14 protein-coding genes are annotated in these 20,748 nt (G+C 58.5%); 3 read left to right on the forward strand and 11 right to left on the reverse strand.

All coding sequences use genetic code 11. The annotated features are described in order from the left end of the window. Positions 1-20 precede the first annotated feature (20 nt). Genes ISP18_RS21270 through ISP18_RS21290 form a run of 5 tightly spaced genes read right to left on the reverse strand, consistent with a single transcriptional unit; the run spans position 21 to position 5,668 of the window. Positions 21-728 carry a gluconate 2-dehydrogenase subunit 3 family protein gene (locus tag ISP18_RS21270; RefSeq protein ID WP_404559602.1) on the reverse strand — a complete coding sequence of 236 codons (708 nt, stop codon included), beginning with the start codon at positions 726-728 and terminating at the stop codon, positions 21-23. Then, a complete protein-coding gene (locus tag ISP18_RS21275) occupies positions 623-2,314 on the reverse strand; it encodes a GMC oxidoreductase (RefSeq protein WP_380007198.1) in 1,692 nt (563 codons plus the stop codon). Before ISP18_RS21275 ends, ISP18_RS21270 begins: the two co-directional genes overlap by 106 nt. Before the next feature lie 33 nt (positions 2,315-2,347). Beyond that, complete coding sequence (locus tag ISP18_RS21280; protein ID WP_380007201.1) at positions 2,348-3,232, reverse strand: sugar phosphate isomerase/epimerase family protein; 885 nt, start codon at positions 3,230-3,232, stop codon at positions 2,348-2,350. A 28-nt stretch (positions 3,233-3,260) separates the two neighbouring features. After that, positions 3,261-4,475, reverse strand: coding sequence for an MFS transporter (locus tag ISP18_RS21285; RefSeq protein ID WP_380007204.1), 1,215 nt, complete (start codon positions 4,473-4,475; stop codon positions 3,261-3,263). After that, complete coding sequence (locus tag ISP18_RS21290) at positions 4,472-5,668, reverse strand: Gfo/Idh/MocA family protein (RefSeq protein ID WP_380007207.1); 1,197 nt, start codon at positions 5,666-5,668, stop codon at positions 4,472-4,474. The genes ISP18_RS21285 and ISP18_RS21290 overlap by 4 nt, the downstream gene beginning before the upstream one ends. Before the next feature lie 359 nt (positions 5,669-6,027). On the opposite strand from ISP18_RS21290, the gene ISP18_RS21295 reads away from it, so the two are divergent. After that, positions 6,028-7,107 (forward strand): LacI family DNA-binding transcriptional regulator, encoded by a 1,080-nt coding sequence (locus ISP18_RS21295; RefSeq protein WP_380007210.1) that lies wholly within the window; start codon positions 6,028-6,030, stop codon positions 7,105-7,107. A gap of 29 nt (positions 7,108-7,136) precedes the next feature. Here ISP18_RS21295 and ISP18_RS21300 read toward each other — a convergent pair whose 3' ends face one another. Then, on the reverse strand, positions 7,137-8,033 hold the full coding sequence (locus ISP18_RS21300; RefSeq protein ID WP_380007213.1) for a LysR family transcriptional regulator: 897 nt from the start codon (positions 8,031-8,033) through the stop codon (positions 7,137-7,139). A gap of 137 nt (positions 8,034-8,170) precedes the next feature. Here ISP18_RS21300 and ISP18_RS21305 point away from each other — a divergent pair, with 137 nt between their 5' ends. Further along, complete coding sequence (locus tag ISP18_RS21305; RefSeq protein WP_380007216.1) at positions 8,171-8,923, forward strand: SDR family oxidoreductase; 753 nt, start codon at positions 8,171-8,173, stop codon at positions 8,921-8,923. Between the two features lie 329 nt (positions 8,924-9,252). Here the strand turns inward: ISP18_RS21305 and ISP18_RS21310 are convergent, their stop codons facing one another. Continuing rightward, positions 9,253-10,479, reverse strand: coding sequence for a TolB family protein (locus ISP18_RS21310; RefSeq protein WP_380007219.1), 1,227 nt, complete (start codon positions 10,477-10,479; stop codon positions 9,253-9,255). Between the two features lie 773 nt (positions 10,480-11,252). Next, a complete protein-coding gene (locus tag ISP18_RS21315; protein ID WP_380007222.1) occupies positions 11,253-13,196 on the reverse strand; it encodes an esterase/lipase family protein in 1,944 nt (647 codons plus the stop codon). An 83-nt stretch (positions 13,197-13,279) separates the two neighbouring features. Here ISP18_RS21315 and ISP18_RS21320 point away from each other — a divergent pair, with 83 nt between their 5' ends. Continuing rightward, complete coding sequence (locus tag ISP18_RS21320) at positions 13,280-14,305, forward strand: Lnb N-terminal periplasmic domain-containing protein (protein WP_380007225.1); 1,026 nt, start codon at positions 13,280-13,282, stop codon at positions 14,303-14,305. A gap of 189 nt (positions 14,306-14,494) precedes the next feature. On the opposite strand, the gene ISP18_RS21325 is transcribed toward ISP18_RS21320, so the two are convergent. The 3 genes from ISP18_RS21325 to ISP18_RS21335 all read right to left on the reverse strand — a co-directional run bounded on the left by ISP18_RS21325 (position 14,495) and on the right by ISP18_RS21335 (position 20,498). Then, positions 14,495-15,640: a glycoside hydrolase family 27 protein gene (locus ISP18_RS21325; protein WP_380007228.1), complete on the reverse strand. Its 1,146-nt coding sequence runs from the start codon at positions 15,638-15,640 to the stop codon at positions 14,495-14,497. Positions 15,641-15,725: 85 nt separating this feature from the next. Next, positions 15,726-17,576 carry a glycoside hydrolase family 35 protein gene (locus tag ISP18_RS21330; protein ID WP_380007231.1) on the reverse strand — a complete coding sequence of 617 codons (1,851 nt, stop codon included), beginning with the start codon at positions 17,574-17,576 and terminating at the stop codon, positions 15,726-15,728. 36 nt (positions 17,577-17,612) lie between these two features. Further along, the gene (locus ISP18_RS21335) at positions 17,613-20,498 is read right to left on the reverse strand and encodes a TonB-dependent receptor (protein ID WP_380007234.1); all 2,886 of its coding nucleotides are present in this window, start codon (positions 20,496-20,498) and stop codon (positions 17,613-17,615) included. Positions 20,499-20,748: the final 250 nt, after the last annotated feature.

Genomic DNA, 20,748 nt, shown 5'->3' on the forward strand with positions numbered 1-20,748 from the left:
ATGTATGCCGGGCTCATGGGTCAGATCGTCAATTCCGTTTCGACGGCCCAGGCCTTGCCATTGCCCGCCTGCGTTAGCGGGATGTCGGCATGGTAAGCGCCGGGCACGAGCACGTACTGGAGCACTTGCGTGCATCCGGGCTGGGACATGAAGAAGCCGAGCATGGCCAGTTTCTTGGTTGTCAGCACGAACGCGGGTGCCGATGCCGGTTCGAAATCCTTGCTCTTGGCCAATGCTTCTTCATGGAGTTCTGTGATCAGCGCTTTGCGTTGCGCGGCGTTGAGCTGGAGAAACGGCTTGCCGATCTTTTTCTCGAAGGCTGCAAGTGCGCTCAAGTAGTGTTGTTGCTCATCCTTGGTGTAGACGTCCTTGAACATCTGATCGATGAAGCGCGGCACGCCCGCGTCGAGCGCACCCGGCGTATCGGAGCGTGGAATGATGATGTCGACAACAGCAGACACCAGATCGCTTTGTGCCTGGCTAAAGAATGATGGGGCCGCATTTCCATTTTGCGCAGCCGCGTGCGCGTTGAGCACGGCCAGCAGCGACGGTGCGGCCACGGCGCCCACGGCCAGCACGGACGTGCATTTCAACCATTCACGACGATTCATGGCCTTTCTCCTCAGATATTGCCGCGCTTGAGTTCTTCCACGGCATGACTGGCTGCGCGTGCTGTTAGCGCCATATAGGTCAAGGACGGATTCTGGCAGGCGGACGATGTCATGCACGAACCATCCGTGATGAACACGTTGTTGCACGCATGCATCTGGTTCCAGGCGTTGAGCACGGATGTCTTTGGATCGCGACCCATGCGAGCCGTGCCCATTTCATGGATGCCGGCGCCGACGTTTGCTTCGACCTTGAACGAATGCACATCGCGATAACCGGCGGCGGTGAGCATCTCGAGCGCGTCGTCGATGATCTCTTTGCCCATCTGAATTTCGTTTTCCTCGTGCGCGGCATCGAAGTTGAGCAACGGCAGGCCGTACTTGTCCTTGCGGTTGCGATCCAGGGTCACGTGGTTGCGGTGCGAGGGCAGCATTTCGCCGAAACCCATCATCGATACCGTCCACGGCCCGGGCGTTTCGGCGGTGCGTTTGAGCTCTTCGCCGATTGCCCGCGTGTCGGCCAGCCGCGTCCAGTCGTCACGATGCGCTCCGCCCTGGTAGCCAAAACCACGCAGATAGTTGCGCTTGTCCTTGCCGACGTTGCGGTAGCGCGGGATGTAGAAACCGTTAGGGCGGCGGCCGCTGTAGTAGCGATCTTCATAACCGTCGGCCACCGCTCGCGCGCCGCTGCCGAACAAGTGATCCATGATGTTGTGGCCCACTTCGCCGCTGTCGTTGCCGAAGCCGTTGGGAAAGCGGTTGGAGGTGGAGTTCAACAGGATCTGCGTGGTGCCGAAGGTGGAGGCGCATACGAAGATCACGCGCGCGAAGTAGTCGGTCTGGTGACCGGTCTCGGCATCCTGCACGCGCACGCCGGTCGCCTTGCCCTTGGCGTTGTCGTAGATCAGCTCGTAGACGATGGCGTTGGTCACCATGGTCATGTTGCCGGTCTTTTCTGCAGCGGGCAGGGTGGAGGAATTGCTGCTGAAGTAGGCGCCGAAAGGGCAGCCGCGCATGCACAAGTTGCGGTACTGGCAAGGTGCGCGTTGCGGGCTTTTGTCGTGCTTGAGTGGCGCAGAAAGGTTGGCGGTGCGGCCGATGATGAGCTTGCGGTCGAATTTGTCGGACAGCTTGTCGCGGAAATCCTTTTCGACGCAGGTGAGTTCCATCGGCGGCAGGAATTGCCCGTCCGGCAGTTGCGGTAAATGTTCGATTGAGCCGCTGACGCCGATGAACTCTTCGACATAGTCGTACCACGGCGCCAGGTCTTCGTAACGGATGGGCCAGTCGACACCGACGCCTTCTTTTGCATTCGCTTCGAAATCCATCTGACTGAAGCGATAACTCTGCCGTCCCCACATCAACGAACGGCCGCCGACGTGATAGCCGCGGAACCAGTCGAACGGCCTGGTTTCCTCATACGGATTGTCGAGATCATCGACGAACCAGTGCTTGGTGGATTGCTTGATGCCATAGAACGAGGGGCGCGTATGGATCGGATGGCGCGCGATGTCTTCTCGTGTTGGCTGATCGGCATACGGCAGTTCCCACGGTGCCTTCAAGGCGGTGGGGTAGTCGCCGTGCTTGACCATGGGGCCACGCTCCAGCACCAGGGTCTTGAGACCTTTCTCGGTTAGTTCCTTGGCGGCCCAGCCACCGCTGACGCCGGTGCCGACGACGATGGCGTCGTACGTGTTCTTATCCATGTGCTTCCCTTTCTCGATCGAGGGTCGCGCCATTCAGCGCAGTGGACGCAGATAGCCGAAATCGATGCGTGCGGCGTCGAGCTGGCTCATGCGTGTGTACGGACCTTCTTGCTCGACGAAACAGTGCTTCAATCCGGCTTGATTGGCCGCGGCGAGAATCGGCTGGTAGTCGAGCGTGCCGCGTCCGAGTTCGGTGCCTGGGTGTTCGTTGGATGCATGGGTGGGAAGGAAATCCTTGGCGTGCATCAGCGGGATGCGGCCAGGGTTTGCCTTGAAAATGTCGATGGGATTTTTGCCGCCGACGTGGACCCAGCCGCAATCGAGTTCGAACTTCACCAGCTTCGGATCGGTTTCCTTGAGCAACACGTCATAGAAGGTCTGGCCCTTGCCGACGTCGGTAAATTCCCGATGGTGATTGTGGTATGCATACTGCAGTCCCGCGTTTTTAGCCTTCTCGCCGATTTGGTTGGCGAACGCGGCGGTGCGCTTGGCTTCGTCGCGGGAATACGTTGGTGGCGCTTTGTCCTTGCTATCCATCTTCTGCATGAAGGAAGGCAGCATGCTGCTGACGATGTACTGCGTGCCGAGCACATGCGCAGCTTCGATGCCGGGCTCGATGCCTAGGCTGTCGAAGTGCAAGCTAGGGCAGCCCAGGCCGGCTTCGTTCAACTGATCGTGCAACGTCTTAGCGGTGCTGGTCACAATCGCTTCGATCTCGCTGTAACCAATCACCTTGAGCGTCTTGAGCGTGCCCATCGGATCGTCCTGATACGCCTTGAGCACCATGTAAAGCTGGATGCCCAGCGGCTTGCCTTGCGTTGTGCCTGCCAGGAGCTTTCCGGGCATGCTGCCGGCCAGCCACGCGGCAGTGCCGCAAAGCACGGATCGAGATAGGAACTGCCTGCGAGTCATCATCATGGGGTTTCTCTTGGGCGTTAGGGGAGCGTCAGTTGGCGACCGTGGCCGCGTTACCGACAGTGCTCTTGCGATCCTTGAACAGCAGCACAAACAGCACGAGCACCACTGCAGCGCAGGTGCCGGCAAACAGCCAGATCGGGCGCCAGTCATGTGCGGCGCTCTGGGTATTAGCTGTGGTGTGGGCATCGACCACTACTCCGGATACCCAGGAGCCGACGAACATGCCCAAGCCGTAGGTCAGGAACGTGATCAGGCCCTGCGTCGCTGCGCGCAGGGCGGGCGGTGCTTCGCGATCGATGTAGATCTGACCGACCACGAAGAAGAAGTCGAAGCAGATGCCGTGCAACACGATGCCAACCCACAACATCCACATCAGTTCTCCGGGTGCACCAAAGGCGAACATTGCATAGCGCAGCACCCAGGCCAGCATGCCGATAGCGAGCATGTATTTCACGCCGAGGTGCCGGAAGAACCAGGGGATGAGCAGCATGCAGAAGAGTTCCGACATCTGTCCGCCGGTCATCTTGCCTGCAGCGTTGACGACGCCGATGTCGTTGAGGAAGAGGTTGGTGAAGGCGTAGTAGAACTGCAGCGGGATGCAGATCAGGAACGAAGCTAGCGCGAATATTGCCATCGAGCGGTCGCGCAGCAGCTCAAGCGACTCGAAGGGAAACGCGTGACGCAGTTCGAACCGCTGGTGGCGTGCAAGCGGAGGTGTTGCCGGAAGTGTGAGGCAATAGCACGCCATCACCAGCGATAGCGCGGCGGCTAGATGCAATGGCGATGCCGTGGCTTCCACGCCCCATGCGCCAACGATCAGGCCCACTACGATCCAGCCGATCGTGCCGAATACGCGAATGGCACCGAACTCGTCGCCCGGATCGTCGATATGTCGCATCGCAAGCGACGTGGTCAGCGCCAGGGTCGGCATGTAGCAGAGGCTGTAAGCAAGCAACATGGCGTACAGCACAAGGAATGAGCTTTGCTGCGCAGCGACGACCAGCAGCACGGCGCCAATGATATGCAACACCGCCAGCACACGGCGGGTATCGAACAGGCGATCGGCGAGCAGGCCGACGAATAAGGGTGAGATCATTGCGCCGATCGCCGTGGTGCCGGCGACTGCGCCGATTTGCTCGCCGCTGAAATGCAGCGTCTTGCCGAGCCACGTGCCGACCGTGACGTACCACGCGCCCCAGATGGCGTACTCGAACAGCATCATCAAGCGAAGGCGCCATTTCATCCGCGTTTTCCCCTTTTTTGTGGTGGCTCGCGATGTTGTTCGACGTCTTGCCAAACGCCACCGGCCGCGTGGCTGCGGAGCATGGCGTCGATCACAAGGCTGTTGCGGTAGCCATCGGCGAAGCTCGGCAAAGCGTCAGGCTTGGTTTCTGGCTTGCCTCCTTTGCGAATCCACGCATAGGCATCAGCGATTAGATTGCGGAAGGCATCGGCCCATGCTTCCGGATGGCCGGCAGGCAAGTGCGCATAGCTGCGTGCGGATGTGTCCAGCAGTGCTGGGTCTCTCGTGAGCAACGTATTGGCTTGCGCGTGATGGCCAATCCACAGTTCGTTGGGCTTTTCCTGCTGCCACGCCAGCGAGGCGACGCGACCATTTACTTCCAGGCGCAAATCGTTCTTGTGGCCGGGCAGCACTTGGCCAACGATAAGGCTGCCGCGTGCGCCGTTGTCGAAGCGCAGTAGTACGCTGGCGATGTCTTCGCTGGTGATCGTGACTTTGCGGCGCTGCGCGGATTTGGTTTGGTTGGCGAAGGCTTTGGCTGATGCGACCGGCGCCTGTCTTACGGGGACGGCTGTATGCAGATCGGCCAGCACGGCCGTGATCCGCGCGCCAGTCACGTGCTCGGCCAGATCGCACCAGTGCGAGCCGATGTCGCCGAGGGCAGAGCTTGCGCCACCAAGCTTGGGATCGAGACGCCAGGTATAGGTTCGCTCGTCGGTCAGCCAGTCCTGCAGATAGCAGCCATGAATGAACACGGGGGCACCGAGTTTGCCTTTGGCGACCATGGCGCGCGCCTGCTGCACGAGTGCATGCCCGCGATAGTTGAAGGTTACGACGTTCGCCACACCGGCGTCGCGCGCGGCTTCGAACAGTTCGCGGCTTTCCTGCACGCTGCTTGCAAGCGGCTTGTCCGAGATCACATGCTTGCCGGCACGCAGCGCCGCGAGGGAGATTTCCTTGTGCAGATGATTGGGTGTGGTGTTGTGCACGACGTGCACCGCCGGGTTGGCCAGCAGTTCCTGGTAATTCGCATAGGCGCGCGCAACGCCCAGTTCGCGCGCCCTTTTTTTTGCGGAGTCGAGGCTGGAGCCGGCAATGCCGATGATCTCGACATCACCCAGGCGACGCACGGCATCGATGTGATGCGCGGCAATGAAACCGGGGCCGACAAGGCCCATGCCGAGTTTCTTCATCGTGCGTTCTTCCCGGCAACGACGTGAGGAAGCGCAGGCGTTGCACGTGATGCCAACGGATTGCCAGTTGATCCAGGTCCTGCCATGTCCCCTCCGGTACAGTGTACCCATGAAAATGTATTCGATTACATTTACATGAGTGCAAGTTTCATGTTCGAAACGAAAGCTGTGTGACTTTCCCCAAGAAGAAGCGATAAAACCGGCGAAACATGTAGCAGATACGCACTGGGCAATGCAACGATTTCATGTAATCCATTACATTGCGCTGCACAAAAATGTACTAGACTGGTCATCTGGACGCAGCCCGAAAGACGGGTGGTATCGTCCTGAATGCAAAGGCGATGAGAGGGGTTGAGCGAGTGAGTACGGATGGGTCCAAGCGCAAGCGGCAGCGCGGCAAAGGCGATCAGCCGGCTGCCGGAACACACCCATCCCGTGGCAAGACGGTGAAGGAGATCGCCGCCGCGGCGAACGTGTCCGTGGCGACCGTATCGCGCGCTTTGCAGCGGCCCGAAATCGTCAGCGAGACGACGCGCCAGCACATCCACGAGGTCGTCAAGCGTCTGGGTTACACGCCCAACGCACAGGCTCGCAACCTGCGCACAGCGCGCACACGACTGATTGTTGCGCTGCTGCCCGATATCGCCAATCCATTTTTCTCCGAAGTGATCCGTGGCATCGAACAGGTTGCACATGAAAGTGGCTATTCGGTGCTGCTGGGAGAAACGCAAAGCAGCTTGGTGCGCGAGCAGGCTTACGCCGATATGGTGGCAGCGCGGCAGGCCGACGGCATCATCACCATGTCTCCTCGCGTGCCGGCGATTCCGATCCAGGGTCGGTTACCGGTGGTCAATGCGTGTGAATACGTCAAGGACAGCCAGATCTGCAGTGTCTACGTCGACAATGTCGCGGCCGCAGCTGCCGCCGTCGACTATCTGACGATGCTCGGTCATCGCGACGTCGCGTTTATTGCCGGGCCACCGTCGAGCCCGATATGCGTGGATCGGGAACTGGGGTACCAGCTTGCCTTGCAGCGGGCAGGCATTGCACTCAATCCCGCGCTGGCTGCGGTGGGCGACTTTTCCATCGAAGCTGGGGAACGCGCAATCGACTTGCTGCTTTCGCGAGAGCAACCGTTCAGTGCCGTGTTTTGTTCCAACGATGAAATGGCCATCGGCGCCATGCGCGCTTTGAGTGCGCGCGGGTTGCGTGTGCCAGAGGACGTCTCGGTGGTCGGCTTCGATGACATCCGGTTCGCACGATATACATCGCCAGCACTGACCACCATCGCCCAACCGAAGAATGCGCTGGGGCGGGAAGCCACGACCATGCTTATCGAGCTGCTCAATGATCCGACAGTGCCACCACGCAAGCGTGTGCTCTCAGCGGACCTGGTGGTGCGGGGATCCACTGCGCCGAGATCGCCCAGGCATACATAGCTATCCCCGTCCTGCTTTTGCGACACGTTTTACTGCTGACTGGCATTGAGAACCCGAATTCGGGCAAAGGCCCCCGCAATGAAGTCCATGAATACGAGAGCACGCTGAGGAAGCAGGCGGTTTGCAACGTACAAGATCTGAATCGGCACAGGCGGTGTCATGTGCTTGCTCAGAAGCAGACGAAGCTGGCCGCGCTTCAGCCCTTCTTCGAACAACCACCGTGGTCCGTAGCCGACACCAAGTCCTGCATTGACTGCTTGGCGAACGGCATCCGGTGAATTCACGCGAAGCCTGCCTGCTACGGGTACTTCAGCATCCCGGAAGTGCCAGGTGCTACCTGACGACAGCAGCGAGTAGATCACGCAATCATGATTGCGCAGGTCATCAGGTGTCTTAGGCGCACGATGTTGGTCCAAATAGTGTTTGCTTGCGACACAGACACGTTCGAACAAACCGATACGGCGTGCGCGCAGTGCGCTGTCTTCCAGATGACCAATACGGATAGCCAACTCCGCTCCTTCGTCGACCAGATTCACGTAGCGATCACTGATCTGCAGGTCTACGCCCAGTTTCGGGTAGCGTTTCAGAAAGGCAGGCACCAGCGGCATAATGAAAACATGGGCCAGTGCTGTGGGGCATGACACGCGCAGCAAACCGGATGGTTCCACACTGTTGCGGAAGGAAGATTCAGATTCCTCCACCGCATCCAGAATCAGTCGTACCTCCGCGTAGTAACGTTCACCCTCCGGAGTCAGGGTCAGCTTGCGCGTTGATCGATGAAGCAGCCGGGTCTGCAGGTGCTCTTCTAGCGCCGCCATATAACGGCTCACATTGGGCTGACTCAAGCCAAGATCCCGTCCTGCGGCCGTGAAACTGCCCGTTTCCACGGCCCGTACGAAGCACCTCATAAGCAGGAATCGATCCATGGCGCCTCCGTCCATTCATGCATTGAAAGCATGAAATATATACGAAATAACCTTCTTATCGTCTGAGGAGCATGAGTCCATAGTGCGAAGACCAGCCAGCGTCAGCTGGTCACGCATTCATCTACAGGAGAACCCTCATGTCCCGCCTGCAAGGCAAACGTACCCTTATCACCGGTGGCACCACCGGCATCGGCCTTGAAACCGCCAGGCAGTTCCTCGCCGAAGGCGCGCGCGTCATCGTTACTGGTGTCAATCCAGACTCCATCCGGAAGGCTCAGGCTGAGCTTGGCCCGGACGTGCCCGTGTTACGCGCCGACTCCGCAAGCGTGGCAGCACAGAAGGAGCTAGCGCAGGCCATCCAGGCGCACTACGGCCAACTCGACATCGCTTTCCTTAATGCGGGCGTGTCCGTCTGGCAACCCATCGAAACATGGACGGAAGCGATGTTCGATCATTCCTTCGACATCAACGTCAAGGGGCCGTACTTCCTGATCCAGGCATTGCTGCCGGTCTTTGCCAATCCGGCCTCAGTGGTGCTCAACACGTCTATCAATGCCCATGTGGGTGCGATCAACTCATCGGTCTATGCCGCAACCAAGGCTGCCTTTCTCAACATGTCCAAAACGCTATCGAGCGAACTGCTGGGGCGCGGCATCCGCATCAACGCAGTGAGTCCAGGCCCTGTCGAAACTCCGCTGTACGACAAGCTTGGCATTCCAGACGCCTACCGCGAACAAGTTAATAAGGATATCACCGCGACCATCCCCTTCGGCCGCTTCGGTATGCCAGAGGAAGTGGCCAAGGCGGTGCTGTACTTGGCATCCGACGAATCCCGCTGGACAGTTGGGTCCGAAATCATCGTTGATGGTGGTCGCACGCTCAACGGTTGATCCACAGATAACCTCGGCCATCCCTTCCGTATTAAGGGCTACCGTAGTTCCCCATAGTGCTTGCTCCATCGGAGTCATCAGCATCCAGGCGAGCTCGCTCAAGAATGGGGTCCCGTCATCGGTCATAACAGTCCCTCTTGGTCTAAGCGGGTCAAGCGCCGGCAGACCATCTGCCGCTCAAATCCTTGACCCACCTGGAAATCGTCGAGGTATCTGCCCCAAGTTGTCTTGGGGCATTTGCTACCAAATCGCGCCCGATAGAGAAAACCCCGTGTTTCGAAAAGCACGGGGTTTTGTCAGCGCTTCTCTGCTTGCTTGAATAATTAGCGCTACTGCTTGACCCAATCGATAGCAAAGCCATTGATGGTGACAAGCCGGTCCTTGTCGCTGTCCACGGTAATGATGTGAACTTCGCTGGGCCAGGTTTGATCTGTGCTGCCGGCGACGGGAACGGTGCCGCGATTGGCGAGGATCCGCGTACCGTCCGGCGACCACGCGACAGGCGTCCAACCTGTGTAGAGGGTGGACGGATTGGGATTGCTGGTGAGTTGCCGGAAGTTCGTGGCGTCCGTTCTTATCGTGTAGAGGTCCGCTTCGTTGCTGGTGGTCGACTGCATGGTGAACACTGCTTGCGAGCCGTCCGGTGACAGCAGTATCTCGGCATACCAATCGGGGTAGTAATAGGCGTTCCACCAACTTTGATAGTCGCCAAAGTTGTTCCAGATCGTGGGTTGGAACAGGTCGGTCACCGTGCCCGTGGTCAAATCCTTGAAGCACAAGCTGGCGCCGAGCGCTTCCTGGTCTTCATCGCCGCACTGGGCGTAGTCATATTGCTGGTAGATCACCTTTGTGCCGTCATAGGAGATATCGCCAGACGGCGGGTCGATCAGGTTGGCTGCGACTTCCACGGCCGTGCCCGTCAGCACATCGACTACGAACAAAGCTGACCAACCGAAATTATTTCCCTCAACCGGGCCGGTTGCCGTTGCACTCATTGACGCCGGTTTGGTGAGCGTCAACGGCTTAGGCCGCATGAAAAGGGAGCGCAGAGGGTGGGACGCGGGCTTCTTTACCACTGCGCCCAAAGGAGGTGGCTCGTAGGAGGCATACACCATCAGCTTCTGGCCGTTTCCCGACCACCGGATCGACTCCACAGCGAGCAAGGGCCATGTTGGATAGTCTGGCAGCGCGATGGTCGCTGGCGCGCACCACAACACACGTTGATTGCTGCCGTCCGCATGCATCACGTTGACACAAGCGGGCGCGACGGAATATTCGCTGGTCGAATTGGTAAAAGCGATGGTATTGCCGTCGACGGGATCCCTGGCGAGATAGCCGTAGCCGGGAGCGGCATTGTCGTTGCTGCCGGCAAAAAGGGGCTGGATAGCGCCGGTGCGCAGGTTCTTCACGTAATACTTGCCGCTGTATGGGCCATCTGCAGGATCCGACGACGGATTCTGGAAATACAGGATGCTCTGGCCACCCGGCTTGAAGTTCTTCGTCAGCCAATAACCAACCCCCGTGCTGTAATTCTGGAAGGCCAACCAACTTGGCATGTAATAGGATCCCGATACCAAGGGCGTGAGTTGCCGTAAATGTCCTCCGTGATCGTTAACTGAAAACAACCCAGAGCCCGTCGGCATCAATGTGCCGTTGGAAACCGTATTGATGGGACGGGTTAAGAGAATGGTGCCGTTCGCATAAACGGCTGCACATGAGCACGTCATTGCGAGCGCAATGGCGGCGCAAGAGAATGATCGCATGTGACCCTCCACGCATCGTAGTCGATGCCAGTCATTTGCTGAACAAAATGCCCCTGCCACACCGCAGTGTTCTGCGGTGTGTTGTGACGCACCTTGATGTATCCCAGTCATCCCCACACGAAATTACGCTCGCGCAAGTCTATGGAACGTGAGAGAGCGTTTACACCATCTGGTTTTTAATGGATGAGTTCATTTGGCTGAACGACTTTCGATGACTTGCATGAATTTGCGTAGATGAAATAGATGGCGACTTATAGAGGGGATTGCCCGCATTTTTCTTGGATGCTACGAATAAATAGATCCGGTCGCTCGAAAACATGCGGTTGCCGCCATTCTGAGTGGTCTTCGGCCTTTCCACTTATTGGCCATTTTTGTTTTGAATAAAAGCTTTGCGCTATATATGTAAACTAACAAAATACGATTTTATGGATGTGCTAACACTAAATACGCGATAAACACCAAATATTCATGCTTGCTGTCCAGGTCATGAAAACCCTGCTGGCTTCCTCCATTCATGTGCCTGAAAAGCTCACCAACCGCGGACCCTTTATCACTAACTGATGAGACTAGTGAGCGTCCGCCGTACACTCCGGACGCTCCAGATTGGCTTCGCTCACACCTTCCTGCCACAAGCAATGCAACAAACTGGCGTGCAGGCGCAGAATACGACGTAGTTCGATGATCGCTTGCGGCGTTTCCTGCACGTCGTGCCAGGAGGGCACCGAAAGCTCGGAATCCGCACCGTCCAGATGCGCGCTGACGTAAGGCACTACGCCATCATCGGATTCGGTCAGCGGCCCCTTCGTTTTGTAGAGACCGACGATGGTGTGATAACGCACGGTCGGGGCGATCGGCAGTGTGCTGGATGCCTTGATGAAAGGGTCTTCGTTGCTGAGGTTGTCGATGCTGTTGGGGATGCGTGCGGGCGTGCCGGATTCGGCGTTCTTGCCTTGCGTTGCGCTGACGATGTTCTTGCCTTCTTCCAGCAGCGTCAGTGGCAGCCGGATCAGGCTGCCAACCCAGCGTGCGAGTGTCCATTGCGCAACCGGCGTGCCGCGATGTGGCGCAGCGAGAAACACTGCACGGGTCACCTGGGGCATGGGCTCGAACTGAAAATAAGGTGCAAGCCGCTGGCGCAGTTTTTGTCGTTGCTCATCGGAAAGGTTCGGGCGTTCTTGAATGACGCCCCACAACTTGTCGTCGCTGGAAGAAACCAGCAAACGCGCAAGCACGCCGCCCATGCTATGACCGACCAGAACGATGTGGTTGGACGCCACCGCATGGCCTGAAGGATCGAAGTGATGCAGGGTTTCATCAAGCGCCTTGCGGATCTGCATCAGGTTGACTGCTACCGGAACGTTGGTCGGGTAATACACCTCCCACACTTGATAGGTGCGTCGCAGCTGTTCGTCGCCCATCACTTCGTTGACGACATTGATCCACGCTTCGGGACTGCTCGCCAGACCATGCAGCATGATCACGGTGAGTCGATTCGGGTTGTACGGTTGCATCAGCAACACCCGTGGCCGGGTCAATCCGCCGCGACCGAACAGCGAGCGCAGCGATTCCTGCGCGAAACCGGATTGCGCCAGCCATATGCCGTAAGGTGCGGTGAAGTTGGCGGCGAGCGGAATGGTATGGCCGTTCAACGCAATGGTGCTGTCCAGATAAGGATTCTTGGCATAGACGCGAACGTCGCGAGTGTCGAGCACGCTTTGCAGCGTATCGCCAGGAAATTGGAGCGCAGCGGTCAACGGCACGTAATTGGGCTCGCGCCATGGGCCGTCATCGGCGGCGTGGGCGCCGATGGCGACGAATTCCGAACCGAAGCCGTCGCGACGGTAGACGTCCCGCAGGCCGCTGAAGCGCAATCCTTCGGCGGGAATCAATTCACGCGGAATGCGCTCGCTGGAGCCGAGATAGACATCCGAATTCGGCTTGAGAAGATTCCAGCCTGCCACCGGTGCGCGTTCCCAGTCTGTACCCAGCGTGGGTAGCAGCTTGAAAAAACTCATCACCGCGCGCTGCGCGGCATAGTTGTAGAAATCCAGCACTTGCGACTGACGCGTTTCGAAGGCGCGCTCGCCAGGTGCCCGCGCGGTGTAGAACAGGTAGGCATAGGCGTAGCGTGCCGATTGCAGATAGGCATCGAGCGCGATATCGCCGATGGCTTCGCCCTGGCGAGAACGATCCGACTGCATGGCGAACGCTAGCCACAATTCCGCGAGTGCGGACAGGCGCCGTTCGTCGTCGAGGCCGTCGGAGTAGAGCAATGTGTTGGTGCAGCGCGTGAAGTTTTCGGCACACTGGTCGCGGCTGAGTGCCACCACGTTGAGCGATTGGACCGTGCTGTCGCTCAGTGCGCGTGTGTTCAGCACGTCGCTGCGTCGTTGAGCGGTGTAGTCCTTATGTGCGATATGCCGCACGCCCACCATGGCGCAGCCGCTGGCGAGCAGCAGGGCCACCAGGACGACGGCGCGCGGAATCCAGCGTGGCGGGCGGCCTTTCATCGGTTTCCTCGGGGCAGGGAAGCGGTATGACCGGTCGTTGCCGTTCTATTATCCATGCATCCGCGGCAGTTGGGAGACACTGGATGTTCGTGCGATGGACGTTTTGTGTACTGCTTGTCTTGGTCGTTCTGCTAACGGCCTGTTGGGGCTCGCTAGCGCTGTGGTACCAAGGTCCCGGTGGGGCCGTGCTTCGCGGAGTGATCAGTACTGCTTGGATGGTATTCGCGTTGGTGCTGATCGCAGTCGGATGGTCGCGGCACAGCGGTTTGCCTTTTGGTCTCTATGCGTTGGCCTTCGCGACCCTGCTGGCATGGTGGACCACGATCGCGCCGTCGAACCACCGCGACTGGGCCGACGACGTTTCGCGCTCGCTGACCGGCAACGTCGACGGCCAGGTGGTGACTCTGCACAACGTGCGCAACTTCAACTGGCGTTCCGAAGAGGATTACGACATTCGCTGGGAAACGCGTCGCTATGACCTCGATCACTTGACTAGCGCCGACCTAATCCTTTCCTCGTGGGGCATGCCGGGTATCGTGCATGCCTTGGTGTCGTTCGGTTTCGATGACGGTTCGCACGCGGTGTTCTCGGTGGAGGTGCGTCGTCAGCGTAACCAGTCCTTTTCGTCCATCGGCGGGTTTTTCAAGCACTTCGAGCGCATCATCGTCGCGGCCGACGAACGGGACATTATTCGCGTACGGACCAATGTGCGAGGCGAAACCGATCATCTCTATCATTTGCAAATGGACAAGCCGGCGATGCGTGCACTGTTCCTGTCTTACGTGCGGGGGGCGAACGAGCTGGCGGCGAAGCCTGCGTTCTACAACACCGTGACGTCCAATTGCGTGACCATCGTCTATGACATGGCCAAGCAGATCGATCCGGGATTGCCTTATGACTATCGCTTGCTGGTTACGGCGCGTTTGCCTAGCTACCTCTACGAAGTAGGTGCGTTGGATCGGCACTATCCGCTGGAAGTGTTGATAAGCCAGGGCGATATTACGGCGCGTGCGCGTGCCGCCGGTCCGAATGATGATTTTTCGCGGGCGATTCGTACGGCGTCTTCAGCAGGGGCGGCCGAAGTGGCACATCGCGATCGTGTGCCTTAGAGGGGAGGAAGCGTGCATCTTGCCTCAGCCATGTGCAGAAGCGTGGATCAGACTCCTCCCCCTGCTTGCAGGGGGAGGTTGGGAGGGGGTGAACTCTTGCGGGAAAGTTCATCGCAAGTACTCACCCCACCCCAACCCTCCCCTGCAAGCAGGGGAGGGGGCCGATTTCGGCAAGAACGGAGCTACGTTTTAAATGCGGCTGATGCGATACATCGCCGTCGCATGCACCGGCAGTTGCAGCTTGAGCGTGCCATCGCCTTTGACTTCGTTATGCGCCCATAGATCGCGCACGTTGTAGCTGCCGCCCGTCTTCAGGCCGATTTCGGCGGCGGAGACGGTCACGTCATGTGGCGTGTCGGTTTCGTTGAAAACGACCACGGCGCGGCTGCCATCCTTGAGCGGTTTGACGATCACGTGAATGCCATCGGCATCGCGTACCTGCTTACCTTGCACGCCAAGCGGGTCCTGGTCGACCGCGATGACTTCCTTGTTGAGCAGGATCTGCAGCGCATCTGGTTTGATCGTGCGCAGGTCGGTGCCAATCAGCAGCGGCGCCGCCATGATCGACCACAGGCTGAAATGGCTGCGGTATTCGACGTCGGTCATACCGCCATTGCCCACTTCGAGCATGTCGGGATCATTCCAGTGGCCAGGAGTTGCGTACTGGTCCAGCACGACGTTCTCTTTGAAGTTTTTCAGCATCGACGCGTAGGTGTCGCTGATGTCGCCGGTGGTGCGCCACGAGCCGGCATCGACCGGCGGCTTGCCCCCCCACAACCAAGGCTTGTTTTCGCCCCATTCGCACATGCTGTAGAAGATCGGTCGGCCGGTGCTGCGCAGCGCTTCGGCCATGGCGGTGTAGCGTTGCTTGGCATCGACCTTCTGGTTGTTGCAGTTGTCGTATTTCAGGTAATCCACGTCCCACGAGGCGAAGGTAGCGGCATCCTGTTTTTCATGATTCAAGCCACCGGGAAAGCCACGGTTTTCTTGCAATGGCTCGCACGTGGACGTGCCAGCGCTCGAATACAGGCCGAATTTCAGACCATGTTGATGAATGTAGGCGGCCAGCGCTTTGATGCCGCCGGGGAAGCGCTTGGGATTGGGCTGCAGATTGCCATCCTTGTCGCGCTGCCAGTTCGCCCAGCAATCGTCGATGTTGACGTAGCGATAGCCGGCATCGCGCAAGCCCAAGCTGATGAACTTGTCGGCGATGCCACGAATCATGGCTTCGTTGAATTCATCGCGGCAATGCGTGGAATTCCAGTTGTTGAAACCCATCTGCGGTGGAGTTGGCGTTGGCGCCGCCGAAGCACTTGCTGCGAAAACAACAAACACAATTGAGGCTGCGGTGCGCCGCAGGTTTGCAGGGGAAGCGATTGTCGTCATTTTTTTTGCACCATGGGGGACTGGGGAAGAACGATCATGGAGTGACTACTTCTTTGGTTGTACCCAGCATCGGCTGTTTCACCGTGCGCAGCGTCGGTTGACCTTCGGTCAATAGGTCCAGCACGACCAACTGATTGCCGCTGGGTTTCAGCCATGCGCCCGGTACGTACAACGTGCGCTGCGGCCCGATCTTCCAGGTGCGACCCAGCGGATGGCCGTTGAGCCAGACAACACCTTTACCAAGGCCGGCTGTATCCAGAAACGTGTCGGCGTCAGCGCTGCCGGAGGCGGGCGCATCGAATGTTGCGCGATAGATGCACGGTGCGTGCTTGCATGGAGCGTGCGCGTACTTCAAGTCGCCGTTGATGGCGAACGGCAGTGCATAGATCTGCCAATCGAGTAGAGGCTGGCCTTGCATGCTCACCGAGCCGATGATGCCTTTACGCTCGTTCACCATCTTCTCGCCGAAATTGATGCGTCCGTCGTTCTGCACCAGCAGATCCAGCGTATCGCCCTTGGCGAGTTTTACCGCCACCGAATCTTGCTTCAGGCGTCGATCGAGTGTGCCAACGCGCTTGCCGTTTACGTAGACGATGGCGTAGTCGTGCAAGCCGTCGATATGCAACGTGCCCGCCTTGGCTGCATCGATGCGCTTGCGATAGAGAATGTCGCCGTATGACTCGTCCAATTCTTCCATGGTCTTAAGGTCATGCGACGCGACGGGTGCAGGCAATGCATCCCACAGCGACGCCGATTCATCCAGCTTGATGTTTGCAATCGCCTGGGTGCTGGGCGTGGCTGGCACAGGTGGCGGTGTGACACCGGTCGCTTGCGCGATCACCTCGCGCAACGCGTTGTACTTCGGCGTGGGGCGTCCGCTTTCGTCCAGCGGGCTGTCGTAGTCGTAGCTGGTCACGTCTGGCTGGTAGCTGTTGTCGTCCCAGTTGGCGCCGCTCATCCAACCGAAGGACGTGCCGCCGTGGAACATATACAAGCTGACCGAATAGCCTTGTTTCAGCATTCCTGCCAATTCATTCGCCACTTTTTCGGTGCCGATCACGTAGTGGGGTCCGCCCCAGTGGTCGAACCAGCCCACCCAGTATTCGCCGACCATGTAGGGGCCGCCGGGTTGCCACTGATGCAAGCGCGGCAGCCTTTCAGGTGCATGGCCAACGCCGAAATTGATCACCTTGAATAGATCGGGCATGGAGCCCGGCTGTGGTGCACTATCGGAGGTGTACAGCAGCGATGCGTCGAAACCGCTGTCGACGATGTCCTTGCGGATCTGTTGCAGATAGGGATCGTTGTCCTTGCCGAAGCTACCGTATTCGTTTTCCACCTGGACGGCGATGATGTTGCCGCCGCGGTTGTACTGCAGTGGCGCCAGTTCCTGCCCGAGCCGATGCAGCCAGCGTTGCGCTGGCTGCATGAACGTCGGGTCTGTGCTGCGGATGTGCGCATTGCGGTCCTTCAGCAGCCAAGCCGGCAAGCCGCCGAGATCCCATTCCGAACACACATAGGGGCCGGGCCGAAGGATCACGTACAGGCCTTCCTGCTGCGCTTCGCGGATGAACTCGGCGATGTCGTTCTGGCCACTGAAATCGTAGTGGCCAGGCACGGTTTCGTGGGCGTTCCAGAACACATAGGTGGTGATCGTGTTCAAGCCCATCGCTTTGGCCATTTTCAGGCGCGCGCGCCAGTACTCACGTGGAACGCGCGTGTAGTGCATGTCCCCGGCGATGATGCGGAACGGTTTGCCGTTGAGCACGAGCTGACCTTGTTCGATGGCCAGGCCGCGCCCGGTATCAACCGGTGCGGCAAACGCGTGGCCGGATAGAAGCAGACTAAGCCCGATACCCATCGACATACTTTTCAATACATTCATTGAAACCCCTTGCGTTGCGCTGCCTATGCGCCTGCCTTAGAAAGTGCCGCGCACGCCCACGGTATACACCGTGCCATCCGCCTCCGCGTATAGGAAGCGATTGGGATACACGGAGTAATCGTAAAGATGCGACTGCGTCAGATTGGTGCCGGATACGAACAGCGAGACGTGTTTGCTGAGCTTGTAGCTGGCGCTCAGATCCAGTTCGCCGTAGTCCGTCCGGGTGGCAGGCTGCGCACCTGATCCGAAGGCAAGGCTCTCCAGATATTTTCCGCGCCAGTTATATGCCAAGCGTACCTGCCAGCGTCCCTTCTCGTAGTAGCCGCTGAGGTTGGCCGAATCGCCAATACCTGGGACCGCGAACTTGCCGGACGTGCTGATGGTGCCTGGACTCAAGTTGGCGCTGCTTTGGACGTGAGTGTAATTGAATGCCATGCCCAGGCCATCGAACGGTGCCGGCAGCACGTTCTTGAACTGATAGTTGAAGGTCAGTTCTTCGCCGTAGATCCTCGCCGAATTCAGATTGATCGGCTCGCTCAACGACCAGGTCTGGCCCAGGAACTCCACCGGCGTGCTGACGATCGTGCTGAAGTTGCTGACACGCTTGTAAAAGGTCTCGAGGGCCAGATAGCTGGCATCGTCGATGTACCACTCCATGCCGGTGTCGAAGTTGGTCGACGTATAAGGCTGAAGATCAGGATTGCCCTGGCTGATCGTCAACGATTCCGGACGAGTACCGAAGCTTTGGTTGTAATAGAGATTGCTCAGCTGGGGCGGCGTCAGGGTTTTGGAAACGGAGAAGCGATAGATCAAATTGTCGAGCAGATTAAGCTTGAAGTTCACCGCCGGTAGCCACTTGTGATAGCCACCCGTGGCGGACTGCGGTTGCAGCGGTCCGAACGTCACCTGGCTCGCACTGGTGTCATTGGGGTCCACGTAGTAGCTGGTGGGTTGCTGGAAAATCGCCTGGGACTCCGAGCTCATGTGCAAGTAGCGCACGCCGACATCCAGGGCCCAGGGCTTTTCCCACATCGTGCCTTCGAACACCGCTTTGGCGAAGGCTGCCTTCTCGACTTCACGCACTTCGTTGAAGCTGCCAGGATTTACCTGTGGCCCGAAACTGTGGTACTGGGCGAGCGCGGCGAGCAGGGCTGCGCGCTTGTCGGGCGTCAATTGATTGTAAGCCGCGGGCGTCGTCAGCCACTGAAAATATGCAGGTACGTTGTACTGAATCCATTGCGTCGGCAGTCCCGGCTGTGAAACACCGCTGATTGGCGCCGGAGGCGTGTAAATGTACGCGCCGACGGCGCTGGCCGGTACCTGCACGGCATAGCCGCAGTACGCATTGCACAGGATGCCGTTCGGCGTGGATACCGACACCGACTTGTTGTAATCCCGATTTTCCTGCACGCCGAATTCAAGGTTGGACAAGATGCCGGTGTCAAAACTCTTGGAGAAATTCAGCTGATACTGGGTGACGCCTTCGGTGATGTTGTTCGACTGGCCGCCCGCATTACAGCAGTGCGCGTACAGATCGTTCAGGTTGGTGGTGGAAAGAATGTTGGTGTAGCTCGGCGGGTTGTTGTTGCCGTTGTTGGTCCAGGTCGGATTGACGCCGACATTTCGCGTGCCAATCACCGCGAAGTAGCCGTCAGCGCTTTGCTTGTTCCAGGCTTTTGAGTTGGATACATCCAGGCTGATGGTGCTCGACGGGTCAATGTTGAAAGCCAGATTCAACCCGTTCTGCATCATCTTTTCATCGCTTGGGTTGTAGGCGACGACATAGTCGTTCGACATCACGCCGGCAGGCTTTCGCACGTAGTTCAACACGGTGTTGTTGGCATCCGTGGTGAGCGACTGGATGTCACTGGCGTTGCCGTATTCACCGAATTCGTGTTCGAGCGGTTTGATCTGATAGCCCGCGTACAAGGTGTCGAACTTGACGGTCAATTGGTCGATCGGGCGCCAATCAATGGCGCCGCTGAAACTCTTGCGGGTGCGCTCCTCATTGACCACGTTGTTGGCCAGCGTTTCAGGGATGGCGACATGCGTGTAATTGGGATTGCTTAACCCAGAAAGCTGGGAAATATTCTGGTTGGCATACCAGGAATTGGCCTGCGTGTTGATCTGCGTGTCATCGCGCTTGTAGTACTGCACGGAGGCCAGAACGCCGAAGGTGTGATCCGAATTGGTCCAGCCGGCCAAGCCGGATACTTTGGGCGTGGTTTTGCCAGCCCAACTGCCGGTAAGGTTGCTGTTGACCCCGGCGGCGGAACCGGTCGCGTGAAAACCGTTGAAGTCCAGCGGGCGCGCGGTTTGAATGTCCACGACACCGCCGATATCGACTTCGGAAATATCGGCCGATGAGGTCTTGTTGACCTGAGCGAGGCTGATGATGTCCGCAGGAAGCACGTTGAAATCGAACGCGCGCGTAGAGGTTAAACTCGAGCTCTGAGAGGCCGTGGCCATCTGGCGGCCGTTCACCGTCACGGCCACGAAATCTGGCCCAAAGCCGCGGATGGCGATCTGGCTGGATTCGCCGCCGCTTCTATTGACCGATACGCCGGGCACGCGCTGCAAGGCGTCGGCGACATTCGGATCGGGGAATTTCCCATTCTCTTCCGCGGAAATCGAGTCGACGACGTTGACGGAGTTCTGTTTGATCGACTCGGCGCGCTGGATCGCGGCGAGCTGGCCGGTGACCGTGATCGCGGTGAGATTGGTGGCTTTTTTCTTGTCGTCGGTCTTCTTCGTGCCGCTGCTGTCGTCGCTGCTGCCTTGGCCGGCCGGTGCGGCCGTAGCCGTGGATGGTGCCGGTGCGCTGGTTTGCGCGTGTGCTTGTACGTTATAGCCGACCAGACCGGCGAACCCCATCGCAGCCAGCGCTAGGCGCACTGAGTGCGCCATTGAGTTGTGTTGCATCGAAAACCCCTCCCGTGTGGAACTACGTTGCCAATCACGAATGCGATGTCGCGTGACGCAGAGCTACTCCCGCCGGCATTGCTCATGTCGACGTCGCACTCAATCCCACTGGAAAAACATCCTCGGCCTTTTCGGCCGTGCCCCCTCGATGTTCGCCAGTTACGGCGCGAAAGCAGCTTTGAACAGGCAATCCGGAACCAAGCTGATTCGGGCCAACTTCATTTGTCGTATTTTAGGATAATAAGAGATT

The sequence above is a fragment of the Dyella humi genome (assembly GCF_044904605.1).
In the GTDB taxonomy this organism is placed as follows: Bacteria; Pseudomonadota; Gammaproteobacteria; order Xanthomonadales; family Rhodanobacteraceae; genus Dyella_B; species Dyella_B humi.

Excerpts from the sequence above, each read along its gene's own strand:
- ISP18_RS21280 (WP_380007201.1), bottom strand. The coding sequence starts at position 3,232 with ATGATGATGACTCGCAGGCAGTTCCTATCTCGATCCGTGCTTTGCGGC.
- ISP18_RS21305 (WP_380007216.1), top strand. The coding sequence starts at position 8,171 with ATGTCCCGCCTGCAAGGCAAACGTACCCTTATCACCGGTGGCACCACC.
- ISP18_RS21315 (WP_380007222.1), bottom strand. The coding sequence starts at position 13,196 with ATGAAAGGCCGCCCGCCACGCTGGATTCCGCGCGCCGTCGTCCTGGTG.
- ISP18_RS21330 (WP_380007231.1), bottom strand. The coding sequence starts at position 17,576 with ATGAATGTATTGAAAAGTATGTCGATGGGTATCGGGCTTAGTCTGCTT.
- ISP18_RS21275 (WP_380007198.1), bottom strand. The coding sequence starts at position 2,314 with ATGGATAAGAACACGTACGACGCCATCGTCGTCGGCACCGGCGTCAGC.
- ISP18_RS21310 (WP_380007219.1), bottom strand. The coding sequence starts at position 10,479 with ATGCCAAGTTGGTTGGCCTTCCAGAATTACAGCACGGGGGTTGGTTAT.
- ISP18_RS21290 (WP_380007207.1), bottom strand. The coding sequence starts at position 5,668 with ATGAAGAAACTCGGCATGGGCCTTGTCGGCCCCGGTTTCATTGCCGCG.
- ISP18_RS21285 (WP_380007204.1), bottom strand. The coding sequence starts at position 4,475 with ATGAAATGGCGCCTTCGCTTGATGATGCTGTTCGAGTACGCCATCTGG.
- ISP18_RS21300 (WP_380007213.1), bottom strand. The coding sequence starts at position 8,033 with ATGGATCGATTCCTGCTTATGAGGTGCTTCGTACGGGCCGTGGAAACG.
- ISP18_RS21320 (WP_380007225.1), top strand. The coding sequence starts at position 13,280 with ATGTTCGTGCGATGGACGTTTTGTGTACTGCTTGTCTTGGTCGTTCTG.
- ISP18_RS21335 (WP_380007234.1), bottom strand. The coding sequence starts at position 20,498 with ATGCAACACAACTCAATGGCGCACTCAGTGCGCCTAGCGCTGGCTGCG.